General features: G+C 38.6%; 20 protein-coding genes and 1 riboswitch. Of the genes, 14 read left to right on the top strand and 6 right to left on the bottom strand.

Going from position 1 to position 24,488, the window contains the following annotated elements; genetic code table 11:
- Positions 1 to 184: 184 nt before the first annotated feature.
- The 6 genes from NSQ14_RS16295 to NSQ14_RS16270 all read left to right on the top strand — a co-directional run bounded on the left by NSQ14_RS16295 (position 185) and on the right by NSQ14_RS16270 (position 6,880).
- Positions 185 to 1,327: an acyl-CoA dehydrogenase family protein gene (locus NSQ14_RS16295; protein ID WP_251246593.1), complete on the top strand. Its 1,143-nt coding sequence runs from the start codon at positions 185 to 187 to the stop codon at positions 1,325 to 1,327.
- A 34-nt stretch (positions 1,328 to 1,361) separates the two neighbouring features.
- Positions 1,362 to 2,513 (top strand): thiolase family protein, encoded by a 1,152-nt coding sequence (locus NSQ14_RS16290; RefSeq protein ID WP_041845098.1) that lies wholly within the window; start codon positions 1,362 to 1,364, stop codon positions 2,511 to 2,513.
- A 122-nt stretch (positions 2,514 to 2,635) separates the two neighbouring features.
- On the top strand, positions 2,636 to 3,766 hold the full coding sequence (locus tag NSQ14_RS16285; protein ID WP_269919656.1) for a CaiB/BaiF CoA transferase family protein: 1,131 nt from the start codon (positions 2,636 to 2,638) through the stop codon (positions 3,764 to 3,766).
- 243 nt (positions 3,767 to 4,009) lie between these two features.
- Entirely contained in the window at positions 4,010 to 4,987 is a 978-nt protein-coding gene (locus tag NSQ14_RS16280; protein WP_326974218.1) for a nitronate monooxygenase, read from the top strand.
- Positions 4,988 to 5,143: 156 nt separating this feature from the next.
- On the top strand, positions 5,144 to 5,920 hold the full coding sequence (locus tag NSQ14_RS16275) for an enoyl-CoA hydratase/isomerase family protein (protein ID WP_034772674.1): 777 nt from the start codon (positions 5,144 to 5,146) through the stop codon (positions 5,918 to 5,920).
- 18 nt (positions 5,921 to 5,938) lie between these two features.
- The gene (locus NSQ14_RS16270; RefSeq protein ID WP_326974217.1) at positions 5,939 to 6,880 is read left to right on the top strand and encodes an MBL fold metallo-hydrolase; all 942 of its coding nucleotides are present in this window, start codon (positions 5,939 to 5,941) and stop codon (positions 6,878 to 6,880) included.
- 332 nt (positions 6,881 to 7,212) lie between these two features.
- Here the strand turns inward: NSQ14_RS16270 and NSQ14_RS16265 are convergent, their stop codons facing one another.
- Positions 7,213 to 7,455 (bottom strand): hypothetical protein, encoded by a 243-nt coding sequence (locus NSQ14_RS16265; RefSeq protein ID WP_346216595.1) that lies wholly within the window; start codon positions 7,453 to 7,455, stop codon positions 7,213 to 7,215.
- Positions 7,456 to 7,628: 173 nt separating this feature from the next.
- A complete protein-coding gene (locus tag NSQ14_RS16260) occupies positions 7,629 to 7,766 on the bottom strand; it encodes a hypothetical protein (RefSeq protein ID WP_160289639.1) in 138 nt (45 codons plus the stop codon).
- A gap of 106 nt (positions 7,767 to 7,872) precedes the next feature.
- On the opposite strand from NSQ14_RS16260, the gene NSQ14_RS16255 reads away from it, so the two are divergent.
- The 7 genes from NSQ14_RS16255 to NSQ14_RS16225 all read left to right on the top strand — a co-directional run bounded on the left by NSQ14_RS16255 (position 7,873) and on the right by NSQ14_RS16225 (position 18,187).
- The gene (locus NSQ14_RS16255; protein ID WP_034772668.1) at positions 7,873 to 8,658 is read left to right on the top strand and encodes an HAD family hydrolase; all 786 of its coding nucleotides are present in this window, start codon (positions 7,873 to 7,875) and stop codon (positions 8,656 to 8,658) included.
- A gap of 231 nt (positions 8,659 to 8,889) precedes the next feature.
- Positions 8,890 to 9,564 (top strand): uracil-DNA glycosylase, encoded by a 675-nt coding sequence (locus NSQ14_RS16250; protein ID WP_095141934.1) that lies wholly within the window; start codon positions 8,890 to 8,892, stop codon positions 9,562 to 9,564.
- Between the two features lie 164 nt (positions 9,565 to 9,728).
- The gene (locus NSQ14_RS16245) at positions 9,729 to 10,346 is read left to right on the top strand and encodes a class I SAM-dependent methyltransferase (protein WP_095141933.1); all 618 of its coding nucleotides are present in this window, start codon (positions 9,729 to 9,731) and stop codon (positions 10,344 to 10,346) included.
- Positions 10,347 to 11,035: 689 nt separating this feature from the next.
- On the top strand, positions 11,036 to 13,867 hold the full coding sequence (locus tag NSQ14_RS16240) for a 2-oxoglutarate dehydrogenase E1 component (protein WP_041847262.1): 2,832 nt from the start codon (positions 11,036 to 11,038) through the stop codon (positions 13,865 to 13,867).
- 457 nt (positions 13,868 to 14,324) lie between these two features.
- Entirely contained in the window at positions 14,325 to 15,596 is a 1,272-nt protein-coding gene (gene odhB, locus NSQ14_RS16235) for a 2-oxoglutarate dehydrogenase complex dihydrolipoyllysine-residue succinyltransferase (protein WP_095141932.1), read from the top strand.
- Positions 15,597 to 16,014: 418 nt separating this feature from the next.
- Positions 16,015 to 16,956: an ABC transporter ATP-binding protein gene (locus NSQ14_RS16230; RefSeq protein ID WP_034772660.1), complete on the top strand. Its 942-nt coding sequence runs from the start codon at positions 16,015 to 16,017 to the stop codon at positions 16,954 to 16,956.
- On the top strand, positions 16,949 to 18,187 hold the full coding sequence (locus NSQ14_RS16225) for an ABC transporter permease (protein WP_346207729.1): 1,239 nt from the start codon (positions 16,949 to 16,951) through the stop codon (positions 18,185 to 18,187). Before NSQ14_RS16230 ends, NSQ14_RS16225 begins: the two co-directional genes overlap by 8 nt.
- A 216-nt stretch (positions 18,188 to 18,403) precedes the next feature.
- Here the strand turns inward: NSQ14_RS16225 and NSQ14_RS16220 are convergent, their stop codons facing one another.
- The 4 genes from NSQ14_RS16220 to NSQ14_RS16205 all read right to left on the bottom strand — a co-directional run bounded on the left by NSQ14_RS16220 (position 18,404) and on the right by NSQ14_RS16205 (position 22,891).
- The gene (locus tag NSQ14_RS16220; protein WP_041845683.1) at positions 18,404 to 19,336 is read right to left on the bottom strand and encodes a LytR family transcriptional regulator; all 933 of its coding nucleotides are present in this window, start codon (positions 19,334 to 19,336) and stop codon (positions 18,404 to 18,406) included.
- Positions 19,337 to 19,755: 419 nt separating this feature from the next.
- Entirely contained in the window at positions 19,756 to 20,643 is an 888-nt protein-coding gene (locus NSQ14_RS16215; protein ID WP_034772654.1) for an HD-GYP domain-containing protein, read from the bottom strand.
- Between the two features lie 36 nt (positions 20,644 to 20,679).
- Positions 20,680 to 20,782: riboswitch (cyclic di-GMP riboswitch) on the bottom strand.
- A 744-nt stretch (positions 20,783 to 21,526) separates the two neighbouring features.
- On the bottom strand, positions 21,527 to 22,120 hold the full coding sequence (locus tag NSQ14_RS16210; protein WP_034772652.1) for a class D sortase: 594 nt from the start codon (positions 22,118 to 22,120) through the stop codon (positions 21,527 to 21,529).
- A 132-nt stretch (positions 22,121 to 22,252) separates the two neighbouring features.
- Positions 22,253 to 22,891: a YigZ family protein gene (locus NSQ14_RS16205; protein ID WP_034772650.1), complete on the bottom strand. Its 639-nt coding sequence runs from the start codon at positions 22,889 to 22,891 to the stop codon at positions 22,253 to 22,255.
- A gap of 279 nt (positions 22,892 to 23,170) precedes the next feature.
- Between NSQ14_RS16205 and NSQ14_RS16200 the strand changes: the two genes are divergently transcribed.
- Positions 23,171 to 24,316, top strand: a complete 1,146-nt coding sequence (locus NSQ14_RS16200; RefSeq protein ID WP_034772649.1) for a sensor histidine kinase — start codon at positions 23,171 to 23,173, stop codon at positions 24,314 to 24,316.
- The last annotated feature ends 172 nt before the right edge of the window (positions 24,317 to 24,488 follow it).

Here is a 24,488-nt window from a genome sequence, read left to right as displayed (position 1 = left end):
GGGAGTACTTTTTGACGACATCCAATTGGTTTAGCGGAGAATCTGATTGAAGTTTGTCAAAAAAATGATGAATGGGGATTCATTTTTTAGTTGCCTTTTTTTAGAAAATAATTAATAATCATAAACAAGGAAGGTGATATTTTTTTAAAAAGAAAGCGTTTTAATTATTAGGGGGATGATGCGGATGGAGCGCTTGTACTTAACGGAAGAACATGAGATTTTCCGACAAGCTTTACGGAAATTTTTAGAAAAAGAAGCGGTCCCAAACTATGAGCAGTGGGAAAAAAATAAAGAAGTGCCACGTTCATTTTGGAAAAAACTTGGAGAACAAGGTTATCTTTGCCCGCAAGTTGAGGAAAAATACGGCGGTTTAGGCACCGATTTTGGTTATGCGGTTGTCATGAATGAAGAAATGGAACGGGTCGGCACGGGAATGGTCGGGATCAGTCTACATAATGATATTGTTATTCCGTATATCGAATCTTATGGAACGGAAGAACAAAAACAGCGATGGTTACCCGGGGCACTTACAGGAGATATAATAACGGCCATTGGTATGACCGAACCGGGAGCGGGCTCTGATTTGGCGAGTATTCAAACGACCGCTATTCGTGATGGGGATGACTATATCATTAACGGTGAAAAAACATTTATCACAAACGGTTACACGACCGATTTAGTTGTTCTCGTTTGTAAAACCGATCCAAAAGTAAACCCTCCTCACCGCGGCATTAGTTTATTTGTTGTAGAAGCTGGTACCCCCGGTTTTAAGAAAGGGAAAAAATTGAGAAAGATTGGTCAGCATGCCAATGACACAAGTGAGTTAATTTTTGAAGATGTGCGGGTCCCAAGAACGAATTTACTTGGTGAAGAAGGAAAGGGATTTTACTATTTAATGGAAAAATTACAACAGGAACGTTTGCTTGTTGCTATTCAATGTATGGCTTCTGCCGAAAAAATGTTAGAGTTAACGATTGATTATGTAAAACAGCGGCAAGCCTTTGGTACAACAATCAGCAATTTTCAAAATACCCAATTTAAAATTGCCGAAATGGCCACGGAGCTCGAAATAGGGCGTGCTTTTGTAGATCGGCTTATTTTGGAACATATGAAAGGAAAATCTATCGTCACCGAAGTATCGATGGCAAAATGGTGGGTTTCGGATTTGGCGAAAAAAATAGCCGGTGAATGCATGCAATTACATGGTGGTTACGGATATATGGAAGAATACGAGATTGCGAGACGATACCGTGATATCGCTGTAACTTCCATTTATGCAGGTTCAAATGAGATTATGAAGCAAATTATTGCGAAAAATTTACTTTGAGTGGCATTTTACTTAAGAAGAAGAGGGAACGTCTATGAAAGAAGCGGTTATTATCGAAGGGGTACGGACACCGGTTGGAAAGAGAAATGGTTTACTTAGTGGTATTCGGGCGGAGGAACTGGCCGCATTGCCGCTTGCCGAAGTGGTTAAGCGTGCGGGTATTGAGCCGGGTCTTGTTGAAGATGTGATCTATGGTTGTGTTACGCAAGTTGGGGAACAGGCTTCTGATATTGCCAGGCAAGCAGCACTTATTGCCGGTTTTCCGATTGAAGTGCCGGGAACAACAATTGACAGACAATGCGGTTCGAGTCAACAAGCCGTACATTTTGCCGCACAAGCAATCATGAGCGGGGATATGGATGTCGTTATTGCCGGTGGGGTAGAGAGCATGTCTCGTGTACCCATGTTTTCTAATATGCAAGGGGTAACTTACAGCGAGGCACTTACTTCTAAGTATGAAATGATTAATCAAGGATTATCGGCGGAACGGATTGCGGAAAAATGGTATATGACAAAAGACGAGTTGGACGAATTTTCGCTGAATAGTCATCAAAAAGCCATTCAGGCACAAGATGAAGGCCGGTTTGCGAAAGAAATAATGCCGGTTGAAGTTACATTACCGGATGGAACGAAAACGATTGTGACGAAAGACGAAGGGCCGCGTAAAGACACATCAATGGAAAAATTGGCAGGATTAAAGCCGTCTTTTAAAGAAAACGGTTTTATTACAGCCGGAAACTCAAGCCAAATTAGTGACGGGGCCGCTGCCATTCTTATTATGTCCCGTGAAAAAGCGGAACAGCTCGGGTTAAAACCTAGATTTCGCATTGTCGCAAGGACGGTTGTAGGTTCCGATCCGACCCTCATGTTGACCGGCGTGATCCCGGCTACGGAAAAAGTGTTGAAAAAGGCCGGTTTAACGATTCAAGAGATTGATATTTTTGAAGTAAATGAAGCGTTCGCATCGGTACCGCTTGCTTGGTTGAAAGATACCGGAGCGGATGCAAAAAAATTGAATCCGAACGGCGGGGCCATTGCACTAGGACACCCTCTTGGAGCCAGCGGAGCAAGACTGATGTTGACGATGATGAGTGAGCTGGAAAGAACGGGCGGTCGCTACGGACTTCAAACGATGTGCGAAGGTTACGGAATGGCCAATGCGACAATTATTGAACGACTGGACTAAACCTTTGCCGGAGAAAACTTTAATAGCACTCACAGCAAATGTTAAAGAAAATCTGATCAATTTTCCCAAATATTAGAGTATAAGGGAACTTTTCCAAAACGTTAATGAAAGAGGTTGAATCGATGTTTCCATTACAATCCATCCGCGTGCTGGATTTATCCCGTCTGCTTCCCGGACCTTTTTGCACGATGCTTCTTGCCGATTTTGGGGCGGAAGTGATTAAAATTGAAGCGCCTGAATTAGGTGACTATGCCCGACATTATGAACCGAAAATTGATGAAAATAGTGTGATGTTTCATTCTTTGAACCGGAATAAAAAAAGTGTAACGCTCGACTTGAAAACAGATGAGGGAAAAGACCAATTTTTACAAATGGTTGGAAAAGCCGATGTGGTTGTCGAATCTTTTCGTCCGGGGGTCATGAAACGGCTAGGTCTCGATTTTCCTGTTTTAGAAAAAATAAACCCTCGCCTCATTTATTGTGCCATTAGCGGTTATGGACAAACGGGGCCCTATGCAGAAATGCCGGGTCACGATATCAATTATATTAGTTACGCCGGATTGTTGGAGTTAATGGGGGAAAAGGATGGAAAACCGATTGTACCAGCCGTTCAAGTTGCTGATCTTGCTGGTGGGGCTTATCCGGCAGTGACTGGTATTTTACTTGCATTATTGGAGCGGGAAAAGTCCGGAAAAGGGCAATTTATCGACATTTCCATGATGGATGGGGTGATATCGCTTCTTCAATCCACCCTTCCAAATTATTTGATGAAAAACATTCCGTCTAAACGAGGGGAACAGATGTTGTCCGGTGGGCTTGCGTGCTATGAGGTCTATCAGACGAAAGACGGACGTTGGTTAGCAGTCGGGGCATTGGAAATGAAGTTTTGGCGCATATTTTGCCAAAAACTTGGGAAACCGGAATGGATTCCTCTATTAAATGAACCGGATGAAGTCCAATATAAGCTGAAGCACGATATTCAAACCGTTATGTATACAAAAACATTGGCAGAATGGATGGATATTTTTGAAGATGCAGAAGCATGCGTTTCGCCGGTTTTAAATTTTGCCGAACTAGTCAACCATCCGCAAGTGCAAGCCAGAAAAATGTTCGAAGCCATTGAGCAGGATGGCATACCGGTAAAACATATTGGAATCCCTATTAAATTATCAAGAACACCGGGGAAAATCCGGGCAGCTGCCCCGAAATTAGGCGAACACACAGAGTATTATTTAAATCAAGACAAATCGTAAAAGTTTTTCAGAGTTGCGCCGGGTAACCTTACCGGGTAAGCGGGTATAAGGGTTAAGCAACCGTAAAAGTTTCCGGAGTTGCGCTGCGTAAAAACTTCCAGCGCTGAACTTTCCCGATATGTGCGCATAGGGATTAAGCAACCAAATTCTGTTTTTCTCTCTTCTATTGTTATGGTTTTCTCAGTTTCATTGAGTTTTTGGCTCTACCATTGACAATATTTAACTAAAAAGGAGATGAATTTTATGACAAAAACAAGCATTGAAAAGTTTAAAGAATCTACAACCATCCCGGTCATTATGGCACCGATGTTTTTAATCAATGACCCAAATATGGTTTTGCGAGCATGTGAGGCAGGAATTATCGGAACTTTTCCGGCGTTAAATGCCCGCACAAATGAAATTCTGGAAGGGTGGTTTGAACAGATTACTACAGAATGGGACCGGATAAAAACGGCCAATCCCGATAAAAAAATCGCACCTTGGGGGATTAACTTCATTAGTCACCGTTCCAACAAAAGGTTTACGGAAGATTTGCAACTGATTAAAAAATATCAACCGCCACTCATTATCACTTCTCTTGGTGACCCGAGCCCGGTTGTCGAAATTGCCCACCAGTATGGGGGTGTAGTTTTTTCTGATGTCATCAATGTCAAATTTGCCAAAAAAGCAATTGAGAAAGGGGTTGACGGGCTCGTTCTTGTTTGCAGCGGGGCAGGTGGACATGGCGGCACGTACAGTCCGTTTGCATTTATCCACGAAGTAAAAACGTTTTGGGATGGTCCGGTAGTTTTAGCGGGTGCGATGTCGAAAGGTGAAGATATTCTTGCCGCTGAAATTCTTGGAGCGGATTTTGCCTATCTTGGCTCACGATTTATCCCGGCGAAAGAAAGTTTGGCAAATGAAGCCTATAAAAAAATGATTATTGAATCAAGGGTGGAGGATATTATTTATACCGATGCGTTCAGTGGTGTGAATGCGAACTACTTAATTCCAAGTATTAAACAGGTTGGTCTTGACCCGGAAAAATTACAACGGAAAGAAAAAATTGATTTTTCTGAGTTGGGCAATCCAAACATCCGGGCTTGGAAAGATGTCTGGTCAGCCGGACAAGGGGTGGGTGCGATCACACAGGTCCAATCCCTTGCTGAAATTGTTGCCCAACTGAAACAGCAATATGAAGCGGCAAAAGAAAAAATTGTTAAGAGAAGTGTTACTTTTTAACCAGTTGTAGTCTCGCAGTTGCAAAAATTACTTTGAAACTGATCAAATAGGAATGGATGCACTCAAAAAATTGCTCAAAGACAAATGTTCATTTTTACTGGAACAATAACTGAATGAATGCTCAATCATTTTAAATTTCTTATAGAGGTGAATCAAATGACAAATATTGTAAATGTAAAAAAAGAAAATCAAATTGCTTATATTACAATGAACAGACCGGATAAACTAAATGCCCTTTCCCGGGACCTTGTTTCAGGTGTTATTGAAGCACTTAAAGATGCCGAAGCAGACAAAACGATAAAAGCGGTCATTTTATCCGGAGCAGGGAAATCATTTTGTTCCGGCGGGGATATTGGGTCGTTTAAAGAGGCAAAAACAGCGGCCGACATGTTAACTTACATGAAGGGGGCTACCTTGCTGCAACAAACAATAAAAGAGTTGGATAAATACGTTATTAGTGCCGTACATGGATATGCGGCCGGGGCGGGATTTAGTTTGGCATTGGCATCCGACTTTATTGTAGCGGATAAGAAGGCCGCTTTTGCCATCAGCTTCAAAAATATTGGCTTGATTCCCGATTTAGGACTTGTGAAAGCCTTGGCTGAAAACGTACCGCATTCGCTAGTAAAGGAATGGATCTCATCAGGGGCAGTGATTTCAGCAGAGGAACTTCACACAAGAGGTTTGGTCAACCGATTGGCTGAAGGAGAACTTTTGAAAGAGGCAACGGAATTTGCAAAATTTATTATTGACGGTCCGCCGCTTGCCAATAAATTCGTTAAGTATTTAGTAAACAATGCAACAGAATTGACAAACAAAACGAATGATGCACAGGAAATGATCATGCAAACTTTATTATTCCATACAGTCGATCACCTTGAAGGCGTTCAGGCATTTTTTGAAAAAAGGGCACCGAAATTTGAGGGAAAATAAGCGAAAGGATGAGGTGAGATGCTCGATGAACTAGGGATACAATTAGTCAGACTCGACCTTCCCTTTCGTTTAAACCATGTGAATTGTTTTTTAGCTGAAGGTGAAAATGGTTGGGTTGTCGTTGATACGGGCTTGCACAATGATTATACTGCAGCACGGTGGGATGAAGAGCTAAAAGGAAAGCATGTGACAGATATTTATATTACCCATTACCATCCTGACCATTTTGGTTATGCGGGCGGTTTGCAGAAAAAAACAGAAGCCCGCTTGTCCATGACAAAGATTGATGCAGATCTTGGCCTTGGTGCATGGGAGGAGCATCATCTGCAAACATTTAGGAACAATTATGAATTAGCAGGGATTCCGTCAACCATTTCTAAACAGCTGATTGATAATATGGCATCTTTTGTTCCGAGGGTAAAGCCGTATCCTAAAGTAGACCACTATATGAACGAAGGTGAACGAGTCAAAATTGGTAAATACAGCTATGAAGTCATTTTTACGCCGGGGCATTCGGACGGCTTAATCGTTTTTTATAATCAGGAAAAGAGTGTACTCCTTTCCACTGACCATATTTTACCGAAAATTACACCAAATATATCGTATTGGTTTTACGGGGATCCGAATCCATTAGGCACATATCTTCAATCACTGGAAAAAATTCGAAAACTCGATGTGGAAATGGTTATCCCATCCCATGGCACCCCGTTTACGAATGCGAATCGCCGAATTGATGAAATCATGGTGCATCATGAAGAGCGTTTGGAAAAACTATTGGCTGAGTTAGCAAACGGACAAACCGTTTTTGAAGCTTGTAAAAAATTATTTTCAAAAGTTCACAATACCCATGATTCAAGGTTTGCGATTGGTGAAACATTGGCGCATCTTGAATATTTGCGCTATAAAGGGGAATGCAAACGGGAAATCTTTGCCGGCAAATATATTTATTTTAGGGAGTAGCTGGATATATTGTAAATGTACAGTAAGTAAAAGTTTGAAGGTGGGTCGTCGCCATTTTGAGATGAGAAACGCTTTATTGTGACGACGAGCCCTGTTCTCGTCACCAATTTGCGGTGGAAAATCCAATTTTTTGACGACGAAACTCGTTCTCGTCGTCATTTTTGTACGGGAAAGTCCATTTTTTGGCGACGAGACCCTTTCTCGTCGTCATTTTTGCGCGAAAAACTCCACTTTTTGGCGACGAGGCCATTTCTCGTCGTCATTTTTTGGCCGGAAACTCCATTTTTTGGCGACGAGACTCAATCTCGTCACCACTTTGAAGTGAAAATCGCTCAATTTTGGCGACGAAACCAATTCTCGTCGCCATTTTGAGGTGAAAACCGCATTATTTTGACGACGAGCCTCGTTCTCGTCACCATTTTGAGGTGAAAAACACCCGATTTTGACGACGAGCCCCGTTCTCGTCGCCATTTTGAAGTGAAAACTGCACAATTTTGACGACGAGACCCGTTCTCGTCACCATTTTGAGGTGAAAACCGCTCAATTTTGGCGACGAGACTCAATCTCGTCACCATTTTGAAGTGAAAACTGCACAATTTTGACGACAAAACCCGTTCTCGTCACCATTTTGAAGTGAAAACCCCACAATTTTGACGACGAAACTCGATCTCGTCATCATTTTGAAGTGAAAACCGCTCAATTTTGGCGACGAAACCAATTCTCGTCGCCATTTTGAAGTGAAAACCGCTCAATTTTGGCGACGAGACTCAATCTCGTCACCACTTTGAAGTGAAAATCGCTCAATTTTGGCGACGAAACCAATTCTCGTCGCCACTTTAAGATGAAAAATTCTCATTTTTGGCAACGAACCCCTACTCGTCGTCACGAAAACCCACCTCCATCATTTCCAATGGATCCTTCCCTTTTTCATTTCCTAAAACAATGTTAATATAGATTGTGAGCATCAATTATCAAAAACAAAGGAGTTATTTATGACATATCAAGCACTTTTTCTCGATATTGACGGAACGATTTTAACCTATGACCATTCATATACAGAGCTAACGAAAAAAGCAATTCAGGAAGCCCAAAGTAAAGGCATAGAAGTTTTTATTGCGACCGGTCGACCTCTCCATGAGCTGGATGAACTTCGGGCAGAACTGGGGATTCGATCGGCAATCGGGTATAACGGGGCATACGCCGTTTATAAAAATAACGTAATCTTGGATGAACCAATGGATCATGATCTCGTTCAGCATACCCTTAATTTAGCAAAAGAATATAACAATGAATTAGTTTTATATACCGACCAAAAAAATCTCTTCACCTCGCTTACGCATCCGGAAGTGGAAAATTTCATTGCTCATTTCCAATTAAAGGAAAATGAACTGTATCCGGAAAATTTAGCCCTGCCTATCTACAGTATGACAGTAATGAATTTGTCCAAGGAACATGTACCGTTTTATAAACAACTGCCAAACTTATATGTCAGCACGGTAAATGTAGAAGGAATTTCAAAAGCTTATGATTTAATCCAAAAAAATATAAACAAAGGGACTGCCGTGGAAAAGGTTCTTGCTGTTTTAGGAATTCCGAAAGAGCAGGCGATTGCATTCGGCGACGGAATGAACGACAAGGAGATGCTCCAGACAGTCGGCGAAAGTTTTGTAATGGCAAACGGAGACCCAAATCTCTTTCCATATGCAAAACACCGAACGACCACTGTAGATAATTCCGGTATCTACTATGGGCTGAAAAAATTAGGAATAATAAAATAGTCAAAACACGCCCCTTATCTTCTGCTCTGGAGTCATCAAAGGCTGAAAAAATTAGCCTTAGTAAAATAGTCAAAACAGTTTATAAATGGTTGGAGTTATCCGGTAAGATGATTGCTTTTCCGGTTAGCTCTTCATCAAAAGAGCAATCTATTTGTTTAGAAAATACTCGTATCCTATCATATTATGATAAAATTATATGCTAATAATGAATGGAAATAAGGAATGAGTTAGATGAAAAAACAAATTTTAAAAAATGATTGGGCGCCACTCCTTGAAGAGGAATTTTCCAAGCCCTATTATTTGCAGCTTCGGGAATTTCTGAAACAAGAATATAAACATTACCGGATTTACCCGGACATGTACGAAATTTTTAATGCGCTTCATTACACTGCTTTTGCGGACGTGAAAGTGGTCATTTTGGGACAAGATCCCTATCATGGTCCAAATCAAGCCCATGGACTTAGTTTCTCCGTGAAACCCGGGGTGCCGCTCCCGCCATCGTTAAAAAATATTTTTCTGGAATTACAAGCGGATCTCGGTTGCACACCTCCCTCTTCCGGTTATCTCGTCCCGTGGACAAAACAAGGTGTTCTATTGTTGAACACGGTTTTAACTGTTCGTGAAGGGCAGGCCCATTCCCACCAAGGAAGGGGATGGGAAATATTTACAGATCGGGTGATCGAAATATTAAACAGAAAAAGCAATCCCGTCGTTTACATATTATGGGGAAGCGCAGCCCAAATGAAACAGCAACTTATTGATACGAATAAACATTTTATAATAAAGGCACCCCATCCGAGCCCGTTATCGGCACATCGAGGTTTTTTCGGGAGCAAACCGTTTTCCAAAACAAACTCGATTTTGAAAACAATTGGCCAAACAGAGATTAACTGGCAACTGCCATAAAAATTTATTAAATAGCAAAAGTTGATGGTTGACTTGTTCGCGCATTATACGATTAATTAGACTAACCGTAGCAAAAGTTGATCTCTATTGGAATATCCGGTAAAAATTTTTGGATTAGCCTCACAAAATCAGAAAACATGACTGGCAAATTAGGAGCAGCAACCATGGCAGAAAAGAATTACGATAAACAGCTGAATATTGAAACCGGTCCTGAACGGAATATCAAGCCGTTTTTAAATTATTATCCTTATGAACCGACCCCCTATCCCGTACTTGAACAGCTGGCAAAAAAAATAGAATTAAAGCCGAGTGACCATGTTGTTGATTATGGTTGCGGAAAAGGCCGGCTGTTGTTTTATTTAAATGCTGTATTTGGTGTGAATGCGCGAGGAATCGAAATGGATGATCATTTATATTTTTTAGCAGAAAAAAATCGACTTCACTATTTACAGCACAGACCAAAAAGTAAATATCAAATCCAATTTTTCTGTATGCATGCAGAAAAATACATCGTTCAGCCGACAGATAACAAATTTTATTTCTTTAATCCGTTTTCGGCGCCAATTTTTATAAAAGTATTCAACAACATTATGGAATCGCTTGAACAATTTAACCGGGAAGTGGATTTAATTTTTTATTATCCTTCCATTGAATATCTGTCATTTTTGGATAATCGAACCATTTTCCAGCTAACTAAAGAAATTAAAATTGAAGGGGAATTTGAGCATAACCCAAATGAACGAATTTTGATTTACTCCTATAGAAAGGATGACCATAATTAATTGGTATTGAATGAAACTCGCGCATTTTCCAAAAGTACCCATAAACTTGGACGAATCGATAAGGAAAGGGGCTGTCCAGAAAGTCAAAAATTAATCCAATTTGTATAATTTGACTGAAGAGAAGGTGGCGGCGACTCCTGCGGGAACAGCACGAGCCGAAGACCCTGCAGGAGCGAGGATACGAGCGACGAAGCGGCTAAGGCCGTGCCCGCGGAAAGCGTCCGCCACCGAAATGAAAATCAACCGAAACTCTGAAATATGCAGCCAAAATTTATCTAAATCAGTTATAAACAATCTCCTCCTACTAAAATCAAAAACCCCTCTCAAAAAAACATTTTCTTCATATAATAATCATAAACAAAAGCAAATAGAAAATTATAAGAATGGCGGGAAAACATAGCAAATGAGAGACATTATTATTTTTGATGAAGTTTACGAAAAGCAATAAGCATTTTGAATTACCAAAACGGGTAAAATACGAGTAAAACACTAGAATTTTTACTATTTATGTAATAGTATTAATTCAGGAAACGGGATTTCAACAAAAGATGTAATAAATAAGTCGTTTCATGCTCTTATATGTTGGAAATATGCTATATTAGAGGCAAAGGGATGCTGCATGCGCTTACTTAAGGTATTTTATAGTTGTGATGGCATGTGAAATTATTATGAACAGGGATGTGGATGGAATGATCAGTGAAGGAAACCCTTGGCATGATTTTCTCGGACTAAACTTGGGATATTTAATTGAGCAGTATGATTTATATCTCGAAAATCCTGACCAAGTGGAAGAGAGCCTAAAAGTATTGTTTGCCAAATGGGGTGAACCGCAAGTTGAGGAAACAAGCGTAACTGGCACGGCAATATCTACTGAGCTTTCGCCGACTTATGTACTGAACAAAATGAAAAAGCTTGTCCAAGTTATGAAATTGGCCGAAAACATTCGATTGTATGGCCATTTAGAGGCAGATATTTATCCGTTAGAAAAACAAGAAAAGCAAGAAATACTCACTTTGGCTTATTATGGCTTAACAGAATCCGATGTAAGAGAAATCCCGGCTGATATTATTTGTCCGAATTTAAAGGGGAATTTTTCCGACGGCTTATCAGCGATTCAATATTTGAAAAATGTTTATACAGGTAAGATTGGGTTTGAATTCCAACATCTTGATGATGAAAAGGAAAAAGATTGGCTGAAAAATAAAATTGAAAATCAATTTGGTTCAAAAAAATTTCCTGTTGAGCGAAAAATTAACCTATTTGAAAGCTTAGTTGCTGCGGAAAGTTTTGAACAGTTTATTCATAAAATGTATGTCGGACAAAAACGCTTCTCCGTCGAGGGATTGGAAACGCTTGTTCCTGCACTCGATGAATTTGTCCAATTAGCAGGAGAAAACAATATTGAAAATGTAATGATTGCCATGGCACATCGCGGCAGACTAAATGTACTTGCACATGTGTTGGGAAAACCTTATGAGGCCCTGTTATCACAGTTTCAACATTCGAAATGGGAAAATAACGATCCGGACTTTTTTGAAACAGTCGGTCATACACTGGATGTAAAATACCACTTGGGCGCTGTTCGCAACCGGAAGCTTGGAAATAAAACAGTAAAAGTAACTTTAGCAAACAACCCAAGCCATTTGGAGTTTGTCGATGCGGTTGTAGAGGGATACGCACGAGCTGCCCAAGATGATCGGTTTAAAAAAGGTGCGCCAAAACAAGATGTAAATAAAGCACTTCCAATTGTTGTTCATGGAGACTCTGCTTTTGCCGGTCAAGGTATCGTATATGAAGTGTTTAATTTTGCCGGAACTGAAGCTTACCATACAGGCGGTACAATTCATATTATTGCGAACAATGTCATTGGTTTTACAACAGAAGGTCATGAGTATCGTTCAACAAGATATTCCAGTGATTCTGCAAAAGGATACCATGTTCCGATCTTTCACGTGAATGCCGATGATCCGGAAGCAAGTCTTCTTGTTATGCAATTGGCATTTGAATATCGGCAAACATTCCATAAAGATGTTTTGATTGATTTAATCGGGTATCGCAGGCTCGGTCATAATGAGCTGGATGAACCGATGGCAACAAACCCGGTTCTTTACAATAAAATTAAAGCTCATCCGACCATTACAGAGGTTTATAAGAAAAAATTACTTGATGAAAAAATATTTACGGCAGAAAAAGCAAAAGAAATGGAGACGGCTGCTTGGAATAAGTTAAAACAGGCTAATGACCGTATTGATAAACAAGTTAAGGAAGTACCGACAATTGCCGAATTACAAAAGGGTGCAGTGAAGGAATTTCCTTCTGTTGACACGACGGTGGATAAAGCGACATTAACAGCGCTTAACAAAGCGCTACTTGATTGGCCAAAAGAATTAAAAGCCTTTAAAAAGCTTGAAAGAATACTCGGTCGTCGCCTCGAAGTTTTTGAAAAGAAAGGAAAAATTGATTGGGGACATGCAGAGGCACTCGCTTTTGCAACAATATTAAAAGACGGAAAACCAATCCGGTTAACCGGTGAGGATTCAGAAAGAGGTACTTTCTCCCATCGTAACGCTGTTCTAACGGATGTTGAAACCGGGGAAAAGTATATTCCTTTACAACATCTCGACGTTGCAAATGCAAGTTTCGCCATTCATAACAGTACATTGTCAGAGGCAGGAATTCTCGGTTTTGAATATGGCTACAGCGTTATTGCACCGGAAACGCTCGTATTGTGGGAGGCACAATTCGGCGATTTTGCAAACGGTGCCCAAGTGATCATTGATCAATTTATTTCAGCCGGTAAAGCGAAATGGGGAGAATCTTCCGGTTTGGTCATGCTCCTTCCACATGGCTATGAAGGACAAGGACCGGAACACTCCAGTGCAAGATTGGAACGATATTTGCAACTGGCAGCGGAAAACAACTGGACGGTTGCTAACTTATCGAATTCCGCTCAATATTTTCATATACTGAGACGCCAAGCAGCATTGTTAAAAACAGAGTATATTCGACCGTTAATAATTATGACACCAAAAAGTTTATTACGGAATCCGTCTGCCAGTTCCTATGTTGAAGAGTTTACAAATGGAGGCTTCCAACCGATTATTGAAGAACCGGGACTGGGAATCGAACCGGAAAAAGTTGAACGAGTCATTTTCTGTACCGGCCGCCTCGCTGTGGAACTGTCCGAGCATTTAAAGGAACCGGAAAAATATAAATGGTTGGATATCATTCGGGTAGAAGAACTTTATCCATTCCCGGAAAAGCAGATCAATAATATTTTACGAAAGTATAAAAACTTAAAAGAGGTTGTCTGGGCCCAAGATGAACCGAAAAATATGGGTACTTGGAGTTATATGCAACCTCGCTTACAAGAACTTGTTCCAAAAGGTTTACCTGTTTCTTATATCGGAAGACCATTTATGGCAAGTCCGTCAGAAGGAGATCCACTGGTTCATAAAAAAGAGCAAGAGCGAATTATCCGGGAAGCAATCACTTTAGATGCTATTCTGAGTACAAAGTAAAATAAATGGTTGGAGACCCCACATATCGATATAGTGTGGGGTTCCAACCGGTCTAAATAATCACTTATTTTATCGGGGAAAGACCTAATGATTGAAATACTAAGCAGTTCGTCCATACGCGTTTCGGAAAAACATAATAATTTTGGTTAAAACTATTTTCATTGAATACGAATGAAAGTTACATTTTAAAATTCCACAGTTTTTCGATGGGAGTTATCCTTGAAATAAGCAGGACATAACTAATTCATTTTCGTGCTCCACTGTTTCGCGGCGGGAGTTACCCTTGGATGAAACAGGGACATGAACAAATTCATTTTTGAACCCCATTGTTTTACTGTTAGGGGTAATCAGGAGACGGGAGAAATGGGGTATCCGGATTTTGTGTAAGGACTATTTAAAAAGCCTGACACTGCCGGATATTCCAATGACATAAAACAAAAAGGGAAGTGTACGAAACATGGCAGAAGTTAAAGTTCCAGAATTAGCAGAATCGATTACAGAAGGGACGATTTCTAACTGGCTAAAAAAACCGGGGGAAACAGTATCAAAAGGTGAAGCAATCCTAGAGTTAGAGACGGATAAAGTAAACGTTGATATTATTTCTGATTATGACGGAGTATTGAAAGAGACATTATTTGCAGAAGGCGACACGGTGAATGTTGGTGATACCATAGCAATTGTTGATGAAGGGGCAAGTGCACCCGTAGAACCGGCTCAAAGTGATGCGGCACCAAGTGTACCTGAACAATCAGCGAAAACTGCTGCTCCACAAGAAAAAACCCAGGAACCAGTAACGGTACAAAGCACGGCAAAATCGCCGGCTGCAAGTAATATCATTGCTTCTCCAGCCGCTCGGAAACTGGCACGTGAAAAAGGGATTGACCTAAGTCAAGTTCCAACTGTTGATCCGTTAGGAAGAGTCAACAAACAAGATGTCTTGAATGCTGCTAATGCACCGAAAACGGCAGCAGTAGCACCCGCAGCTACATCGAAACCGGCAGCTTCCGTATTCGTACCACAAGATGATCGCGTTGAAGTTGTGAAAATGTCGAGAAGACGGCAAACGATTGCGAAAAACTTGAAAAATGTGCAAAACACTGCAGCTATTTTAACAACGTTTAATGAAGTTGATCTTTCTGCAGTTATGGAATTAAGGAAAAAACGAAAAGATGAATTCTTAAAACAACATGATGTGAAACTTGGCTTTATGTCGTTCTTCACAAAAGCAGTCGTAGCGGCATTAAAACAAATACCTTATTTAAATGCAGAAATCCATGACAACGAATTTATCTTGAAAAAATATTACAATATAGGGATTGCCGTATCTACAGATTCCGGCTTAGTCGTTCCTGTTGTAAGAGATGCTGATCGGAAGAACTTTGCCGAAATTGAAAAAGAAATTGCAGACTTAGCGATAAAAGCAAGAGAATCAAAACTGGCGCTCGCCGACATGCAAGACGGTACATTTACAATTACAAACGGTGGTACATTCGGTTCTTTATTGTCAACACCAATTTTAAATGCACCACAAGTCGGTATTTTAGGAATGCATTCAATTAAATATCGTCCGGTTGCGGTAGATAATAATACTAGAATTGAAATTCGGCCGATGATGTATATCGCCCTTTCTTATGATCACCGCATTGTCGACGGAAAAGAAGCTGTTACATTCCTAGTCAAAGTGAAAGAAATGCTTGAAGATCCGGAAAAATTATTGTTAGAATCTTAATATCTGATAATCACCTGCCAAACTATCCAAATGTTGATAGTTTGGCAGTTTTTATATATTTCACTCCAAAAATTTCTCCAAACAGTACTTCTTGCATGCCATAATCATCTTCCATCCATTTTCCAAATAAGTGAAACCAATCGGCTCAATATACGTACTATTAAATAGTACTATCTGAAAAAAAGGATCTGAATTTATTCAAAATTGGAGAAACATAGTCAAAATATTTTGATTCCAGTCGTTTTGTACTTGTTTGATAAAATTTTTTTGAATAAGCAGTTCTAAATTTAGTTTATGTTGTCACTTGAACATTCGCACTTAATCACGTTCAGGAGAGGCGTATTTGTGGATATATAGCCTAGTGACCGGTTGACTTTAAGATATTGTACTAAATCACTTTCAGGAGAGGAGCAGTTATATGGACGTATTGTTATCTGTGGAGGGCTTGGAAAAATCATTCAAAGATAAAAAAGTACTTCACAATATTTCATTCGATGTTCGAAAGGGTGAAATTATGGCAATCCTTGGGCCAAACGGTGCCGGGAAGTCAACAACGATCCGTAATATTATGGGAATCATGTACCCGGATGAAGGAAAAATCACCTTTCATGGTTATAATGAAATTCCCCGTAATAAAATCGGCTATTTACCGGAAGAAAGAGGTCTTTATAAAAATGTGAAAGTTATAGACATTCTTCTTTATTTAGCCGATTTGAAAGATTATCCGCAGAAAAAGGCAAAAGAACGGGCATTGACCTATTTGAAAAAATTTGATCTTGAAGGAAAAGAACATGTAAAGATGGAAGAATTATCTAAAGGGATGGCACAAAAAGTTCAATTTATTTCATCCATTTTACATGAACCTGAATTGCTTATACTTGACGAACCGTTTTCCGGATTGGATCCGCTTAGCCAAGAATTACTAAAAGAGGAAATCCGTAATTTGGCAAGGAATGGGGCAGCAATTTTATTATCTTCACACCAAATGAATGTCGTGGAAGAAATGTGTGACCGCTTATTTATGATTCAACAAGGTCAAAAAGTTATTTACGGTACTTTGGATGATGTCAAAATGAAATATGCCAATTTTAAATGTACCATTCGTGGTAAAAACGATTTAGAAAAAATAGAGCAAATTCCTGATGTGCAAAGAATTGAATCTAAGGAAGACTCGACCGTCTTATATTTACATAAAGATATTACACCGGCAAAATGGTTGAAAAAACTGCCAGATGATATGGTCATTAATGAATTAGTTATGGACCGGATTTCTTTACATGAGATTTTTATTGATGTAGCAACGAACAAAAACTTATTGTTAGCGAACGAGCAAATGGGAGAAGGTGACGAACATGCGTAATACGATGAAGGTAGCCAAATGGGAAGTCAAGCGGAATTTGAAAAATAAATCTTTCGTTATCGGTCTGTTTTTAACACCAATATTAATGGTCGTATTTGGTTTTCTTGGGAATTTAATGGGAGGCGATACGTCCGATAATGAGACTGCAAAAATTTATGTCCATGATGAGTTAAATACGTTTGCAAATTTAGAAGCCACGGTGGAACAGTACAAGCTTCCATTTGAGTTGGAAAGAACAAATATTCAAGAAGCCGATGTAGAGAAAAAGTTGAAGAATGCGGAAAACACAGCTTATTTTTTTATTGATAATCGTGCTTTTAATGAAGGAACTTTACCGTTTTATACAAGTGAAGATTTCCCGGAAAGTATATCAAGTCAAGTACAAATTTTTACAGAAGCGGTTAAATTAGTTCAGATGCAAAATCTTGGGTTGACAGAGGATCAATTAGCGGCTGTTTCTACGCCAATTACGATTCAAGCCTTATCGGTTGACGAATTGGGTGAAAACTCAGAAAAAGAACAAGCAATGGATCAGGAACAGTTGATGCAGCGAATCGTACCGGGAGTCTTTGCAGGTGTTATTTTATTATCGATTATTTTTACCGGGATGATGATTTTCCAAAGTGCTTCACAAGAGAAGAAGGATAAAATTGCTGAAATCATTTTATCCTCGGTTACACCGGGGGAGCTGATGCAAGGGAAGATTGTCGGATACTTTGTGTTAGGCTTTGTGCAAGTGGCAGTCTTTATCGCATTCGGCATTCCTTTCATTTTGTGGGCAATGAATGACTTGCCATTGTTCGAATATTTATTTGTTCCGGAATTGCTACTTTTCCTTCTAATTGCTGTACTTGGTTATTTATTGTTTGCAGCAATTTTTGTCGGAATTGGTGCAACGATGTCTGATATATCGACAGCCGGCAATTTCCAAGGTTTAGTCATTATGATCCCGTTTGTTTCGTTTTTCTTTATCGGACCGGTAGCAAGCGATCCGACAAGTATTTTGGCACAAGTGTTATCTTATGTACCATTTACTTCGCCGGTGATTTTGTTGTTTCGGTTAGTTATGTTGGATCAATGGTCTTGGGTCGAAATCTCTGTATCGCTGGCCATTTTAATCATGAGTGTATGGTTATTTATGAAATTGGCAGGGAAAATTTTTAAAGTTGGGATTTTATTGTATGGGAAAAACGCTACACCAGGGGAAATTTGGAAATGGATGAGAGCTTAAACGTTAATGTGAAGGAACATTGTATCTGCAAATTGCTGAAGCATGTGTATAGGTAGGAACTGTCCGGATCATTTTTCAGTTTTCTAGCGCTATTTCAAGTTTATTTGAGGTGGGAAACTCTCAATTTTGTAGAAGTAACCTATTCTCGTCAGCTATTTTAAAGTCCAAGGGGCTGTCCTAAGTCATTATGTTGACTTTTTAGACAGTCCCTTCTGATTAACTTGCAATTTCAAGCTGATTTTTGAGCAGGTTTGAAATGGCTTGGCGTTCTTCTTCAGGAACCTGATAATAATAAATTCCATCTATTTTCGTTCCTGTACCGTTAATTTGCTGTTGTTTAATTTTATTAGCTGCTTGCCGGTAGTTGGCCTGGATATCGACCATTTCATCAAAGGTTAAATTTGTTTTTACATTATTCCCAAGCGCTGAAAATATATCGCCATAATTTGTTAATGACTTTAAGCTCGCTCCTTCCCGAATAACGGCTTCGATAATTTTCCGTTGCCGTAATTGTCGACCAAAGTCACCTTTAGGGTCATCATAGCGCATCCGGGAATATTTTAATGCTTTCTCTCCGTTTAATGTGATCGTTCCTTTTGGAAAATGAACGCCTTCATATGTAAAATCAAAATCATTTTCAATGGTTATACCACCAACTGCATCAACGATTTCTTGAAAACCTTCCATATTAATTTGGATAAAATAATCAATCGGTATATCTAGAAAGTGTTCTACTGTATCGATTGACATTTCCACACCGCCAAAAGCATAGGCATGATTGATTTTATCCATCGTCCCTCTCCCGACAATTTCTGTACGGGTATCCCTTGGTATACTTACCATTTCAATTGATTCCGTTTTTGGATTAACCGTCATGACAATCATAGTATCTGAACGACCACGATCATTTTTCCGTTGATCCACACCGAGCAAAAGAACGGAAAACGGATCTTTTTTCTCCAATGTAACGGTTTCTTGCCTCTTTTCAGATGTTTCTCTAATCGGCTGGTGCATACTATCTACCGCATTGGTTAATGAATGATAAATAGAATAAAGATATCCGCAAATTCCGATGAGTAATACCCCAAGAATAATCATGGTATACCGTAACCATCTTCTCTTTTTCTTTTTTTCCTTGACCCTTTTCAATTGATTCCCTCCATGAACGTAGTTGTTGATTTCGTTTTACATTTTTTAAAATCATAACTATAAAAATCATACAGTAAAAGTTAACAAAATCAAACGAAATTTGATAAATTTAGATAAAAATTGAAGAAAAAAATAAAGAAACTCGGGCGTCCGAGCTTTAGGAGAAGGCAGAGCCGTAGTTGTTTACCGAAATAATTCGGCTGCGATGTATTCGTTGATAAAGCCATTGCTTTTTCAACTGTGGAGCCCATGCTTTCGAAGCCTTCCCGTGCTTCGTAGCATTCCTTGTGCACTTTAAGCTGAATTCCTAAAATAATCAGTGGGGATTCCCCCACTGATTGAACTTTCCTTTATTAGTGTTCCCAATCCGTATCAAAGAATGAAAAATATGTCAAAAATGAGGTTTCTTTTATAAATAATCACCTTTGCGGAATTTTTTCCATTTTATATTTGATAAAATTGATAAATTGCTGCAAAAGGTCTTTATCAAAGCCATCCGCTTCCATTTTCAGAATATCCAGACCATCCTCAAAACTATAAGCTTTTCGGTACGGACGATCTAAGGTTAGTGCTGAAAACACGTCAACGATCATTAACATTTTTATTCTGATATCGAGAACCTCAGGGTATGTTTTCGGGTAACCTGTTCCATTAAATCGAACATGGTGAAATTTTGCCATATCGCAAACAATGTTAGGAAAATTAAGGCTTTTGAGTATACAATCCCCATTTTCTGTGTGCATTTTAATATATTCATATTCTTCATTGGTTAAACTTTGATTTTTTATCAGAATTGAACGTGGAACTTTGATTTTGCCAATATCATGCAAAAGCAGGCCATAGCAATCATCAGCACTTACCGTCATACCCAGATAACGCATCCATTGCGCAGCGATCACAAACACATCAAGCACATGTTTATAAGAACAATTATCCCAGGATTTTAATGCAGATAATAAGTTGACGACGCTTTCGTTCATATTCAGTAAAGCATGATTGGTTACAAATTGGAAATCTTCATTGTCCTTTAATAAGATTGAATAACGTTGGTTTTTATTGTTTTTTATCAAAAAGTTATAAAAGTCTTGTGCAATTAAATCCGAAAAAATAATTGTCTGCTTTTGATAATTTGCTGTTGCAAATGGAGTAGATGAAACTTTTACATACGCTATTTCCAGAGACTGTAATTTTAAAATTTTATTTAGTGTTATCACAGTACCGGCAGTAAAAATAACTTCATGATCAATAATGATATCTTCAGCTAAGACATCTCCAATCGTTAACCAATTGACTGGTTTTGTATACAAATCAGGCACCCCTCCGAATTTTTTGAAGGAGTATACATAGGCAGCTGGCAAACATAGTGTTACTTGGTCTAGTTCCTTTCACACGTTAGTCCCTTAAGCTTTGCGTCACCATTTTTCAATGGTTTTGCCTTTAATCATGTATACCAAATTTCTAGAGCTATCCACTCAAATTCTAGCAAATATGAATAGTGGGTAAGCTTATTTTAATAAATAGGTTAAGAAATTTTTGAATAATTACTTTCTAGTATTTATTATACCAAAAAATGCATATTTTACAATAAAATATTCATATTTTAAATTTATGTCGACCATGGTAAAGAGTGAAATTAGTATGATACAAAGTCTTCAAAAATTTCCTATTGATGGTAGCCACTATTTTAATTTTATTCGTAATATACTATTTGTATATAGTAAGAATGAACTATTTCTTTTTGGAAACCTTTTAAAAATTATTGTTATTATGAATAAAAACTAGATACAGTGTTCATAATGGCAAATTTAACACAATATATAGTAGGGATCGCTAATTATTTTTTTTATCGTCATATATAGTCCAAAAGAACGAAAAATAGGGTGGTATCCAACGGTAAATACGTTCTGTTCTGATTCAATGTATTTATTTTTTAGTCCAAAATGTAGGAATGTAGTCTACTAAGTTTTTTTAAAAAATCCGGGCTTCCATAAAGTTTATTTTAACTTTATGGTGCCCATTTTATGGTGGAATTTTGATATAACTACATTCTCAATACTTTTTGTTTTAATGAACGATTGGCACAATAAGGTATGGCAGATTTCACACCAGTATCAGCATATCTAGCGCAACCGGTATATCATGCTTCCAAGCGGCAGTCTGTAAGCTAACTATGGTTTTGAAAGAGAAGCGTCACTCTTTTCCTTTTGAAACCGGTTTGGCATAAAAAATGGCTCGCTCCGGCGCATTGCCGATGTAGTGAAAGGGATAGCAGGTGGTTACCGTTAAGATTTCATCCGGGGCCGTCGAACGAATCACCGTTGTATCGTCTGCCGGAACGATATCCATTTCATAGATTTCGTATTTAAATTTTCCATATTCAAGTTCGACGATAAACGTATCACCTGTTTCCAATTCCCCAAAATTACGAAACACGGTATCCCGGTGACCGGAAAGGACGATTTGGTCGTTTTGCAATGGATAGGCGGTTCCTGTATAATGACCGACCCCTTTTTCTAATTCTTCTTCATCCGTCCCTTCAATAATTGGCAGCTCTTTTTTTAGTTTTGGGATTTTTAATATACCGATTGTTTCCCCTTTTTGATAAGAGAGAGAGGAAGGGTCGATTTGTGAATCATTATTGTTTTGTTCGACGATTTTTTTGGCTTCTACGATTCTTTTTTCAACTTGATAGTTTCCGTCCCAAATGTGATATAAGGCATATCCGATCAAAATGAATCCTGTTGTAAACAAAAGACCGATCAATATTTTCAGGAATCGTTTCATCAAAAATCCCACCTTATGGAGAAATCGCTAAAAATTTTCTTTCTTTCATTATACAATATGCCGTTACGTGTCGCATATATTTACTGGAATATATGTGAAAGAGAAGACTGTTATATTATTTTGCCATTCGTTTTATTCCTCAATTAATTTTTCTAAGTATATGGTTTCGCCTTCAACAATATTTGCTTGACCATTCGTATGTTCAATCATCCATTCCTTAAACTGATCTTCTTGTCCAAAATCAACATATGTTTCCAATTCGACTTTATCAAAATAATGGATCTCTTTAATCGTGTAAACAGATGATCGCAAATCATTTTCCAGCTTACCCAGCCAAGTATAATCAACGATCGTGTGCATGATACGCGTCAATTTCCGCTCAACGATTCCGGTTGCGTTTAACCCTTCTGATGTGGCTTTCGAATAAGCACGAATAAGACCGCCGGCACCTAGTTTTATTCCGCCAAAATATCTTGTTACGACAACAACCGTATCTTTTACATTCCGTTTTTTTAACACGTCAAGCATCGGAACACCGGCTGTACCACTTGGTTCACCGTCATCGTTCGCCTTTTGAATTTCATCATGTTCGCCGATAAGATAGGCAGAACAATTGTGGGTTGCATCCCAATTTTGTTTTTTTATTTTTTGAATAAAACTTTGGGCTGCATCGATCGTTTCTGCCCGATTTATGTAGGAGATAAACCGTGATTTTTGGATGACAATTTCGTTGGAACCATAACCTTTTACTGTCAAATAGTCTGTTCTCAAGTGAAATCTCCCTTCTGCTTTAAGTAATCATTTTCGCTTCTTGCCATACATATGTTCTATTATATAAAAGGTAAAGCAGTGTCGCAATTACTATGAATCACTCTGGTTGAAAACCGCTAATCTTTTATGTAAAAATGTATATAGTATACTGAATAATTCAGCATTTGTAAACTATATAACCTATCTTAGGAATAGTGGTATGATGGTAAATAGATAAATGTATAGTTATTTTGGTGCATTGGGTTTTCACTAAAAATTTTGCTTTATTGGAGTGAAACTATGTCAGCGAAATATTTTGATACAAAATCATTAGATGCAATTCTGAATAAAATGATAGACACCGTTGATGAGAGTAAAAGAGAAATCTATAAAATTGGTGAAAAAAGTCGAGAGGATTATGAATTTATTATTGCAGAATTAGAGAAAACAAAACAATTGATTAGCGAATTGATTGAAGAAGAAGAACAATTGGAAAAAGAAACTCGTCAGGCAAGAAAAAGATTATCAGAGGTCAGTCAGCATTTCAAAACATATTCGGAGCACGAGGTTCGTGTCGTCTATGAATATGCACATAATTTACAACTGAAGTTAACGATGTCCAGGCAAATGGAGCAGCAGCTTAGAGAACGGCGGGATGAACTGGAACGGCGGGTTATCGGAATTAAAGAGACGATTGAGCGGGCGGATAAACTTGTCTCTCAAGTGAATGTAGTAATTAATTATTTAACCGGCGATTTAAAAAGTATGACAGAGTTTATCAAAGATGCCCATGAAAAACAGGAATTTGGTCTAAAAATCATGGAAGTTCAAGAAGAGGAAAGGAAGCATTTGTCCCGAGAAATTCACGATGGTCCGGCTCAAAGTTTGGCCAATGTCATGATGCGTTCCGACTTAATCGAAAAAATTTATTATGAACGTGGAATTGATGAAGCCTTAGCGGAAATTAAAAAATTAAAGGAAACCGTTCGCGACGCCCTTTATGAAGTCCGCCATATAATTTATGACCTGCGTCCGATGGCATTGGATGATTTAGGCTTGGTGCCAACGCTGAAAAAATACCTACAAACCGTAGAGGAGTATAATAAAATGGCAAAAATTCAGATTCCATTCACGTATATTGGAGATGATGAACGGATCGATTCAAAAATGGAAGTCGCGCTGTTTCGTTTGATTCAAGAGTCTGTTCAAAACGCACTAAAACATGCGCAGGCAAAGGAAATTCAAGTAAAGCTTGAAATTAATAAAAACAACATTATTGCTGTAATAAAAGATGACGGCATTGGTTTTGATCCAACGTTAAAAAAAGAAGGCTCTTTTGGACTAAGAGGGATGAAAGAAAGAGTAGAATTACTCGACGGTAGTATTTCAATCCAATCGAGTAATGGAAATGGGACTAAAGTTATAATTAAAATTCCATTAAAATAAGTAATATGGACCTAGTTATTAAATGGTTTATTTTGTAAAATAATAATTAGTTCGAAAAACGGAGAATATTAATTGATGTATGGACACTTTAGTATAATTGTGGGACAAAAATAGGCCCGTTGCAGAGGCCATTAAAAAAGCGATAAATAATTATAAGATTACTTGCTAAACA

Source organism: Caldifermentibacillus hisashii, from assembly GCF_039654145.1.
Taxonomy (GTDB): domain Bacteria; phylum Bacillota; class Bacilli; order Bacillales; family Caldibacillaceae; genus Caldifermentibacillus; species Caldifermentibacillus hisashii.
This window is presented reverse-complemented; position numbering and strand designations above follow the sequence as displayed.

Coding starts and splice junctions, on each gene's coding strand:
- NSQ14_RS16245 (WP_095141933.1), top strand. CDS start 9,729: ATGGCAGAAAAGAATTACGATAAACAGCTGAATATTGAAACCGGTCCT.
- NSQ14_RS16250 (WP_095141934.1), top strand. CDS start 8,890: ATGAAAAAACAAATTTTAAAAAATGATTGGGCGCCACTCCTTGAAGAG.
- NSQ14_RS16270 (WP_326974217.1), top strand. CDS start 5,939: ATGCTCGATGAACTAGGGATACAATTAGTCAGACTCGACCTTCCCTTT.
- odhB (WP_095141932.1), top strand. CDS start 14,325: ATGGCAGAAGTTAAAGTTCCAGAATTAGCAGAATCGATTACAGAAGGG.
- NSQ14_RS16230 (WP_034772660.1), top strand. CDS start 16,015: ATGGACGTATTGTTATCTGTGGAGGGCTTGGAAAAATCATTCAAAGAT.
- NSQ14_RS16285 (WP_269919656.1), top strand. CDS start 2,636: ATGTTTCCATTACAATCCATCCGCGTGCTGGATTTATCCCGTCTGCTT.
- NSQ14_RS16280 (WP_326974218.1), top strand. CDS start 4,010: ATGACAAAAACAAGCATTGAAAAGTTTAAAGAATCTACAACCATCCCG.
- NSQ14_RS16225 (WP_346207729.1), top strand. CDS start 16,949: ATGCGTAATACGATGAAGGTAGCCAAATGGGAAGTCAAGCGGAATTTG.
- NSQ14_RS16295 (WP_251246593.1), top strand. CDS start 185: ATGGAGCGCTTGTACTTAACGGAAGAACATGAGATTTTCCGACAAGCT.
- NSQ14_RS16240 (WP_041847262.1), top strand. CDS start 11,036: ATGATCAGTGAAGGAAACCCTTGGCATGATTTTCTCGGACTAAACTTG.
- NSQ14_RS16290 (WP_041845098.1), top strand. CDS start 1,362: ATGAAAGAAGCGGTTATTATCGAAGGGGTACGGACACCGGTTGGAAAG.
- NSQ14_RS16265 (WP_346216595.1), bottom strand. CDS start 7,455: ATGGTGACGAGATTGAGTCTCGTCGCCAAAATTGAGCGGTTTTCACCT.
- NSQ14_RS16200 (WP_034772649.1), top strand. CDS start 23,171: ATGTCAGCGAAATATTTTGATACAAAATCATTAGATGCAATTCTGAAT.
- NSQ14_RS16275 (WP_034772674.1), top strand. CDS start 5,144: ATGACAAATATTGTAAATGTAAAAAAAGAAAATCAAATTGCTTATATT.
- NSQ14_RS16255 (WP_034772668.1), top strand. CDS start 7,873: ATGACATATCAAGCACTTTTTCTCGATATTGACGGAACGATTTTAACC.
- NSQ14_RS16210 (WP_034772652.1), bottom strand. CDS start 22,120: ATGAAACGATTCCTGAAAATATTGATCGGTCTTTTGTTTACAACAGGA.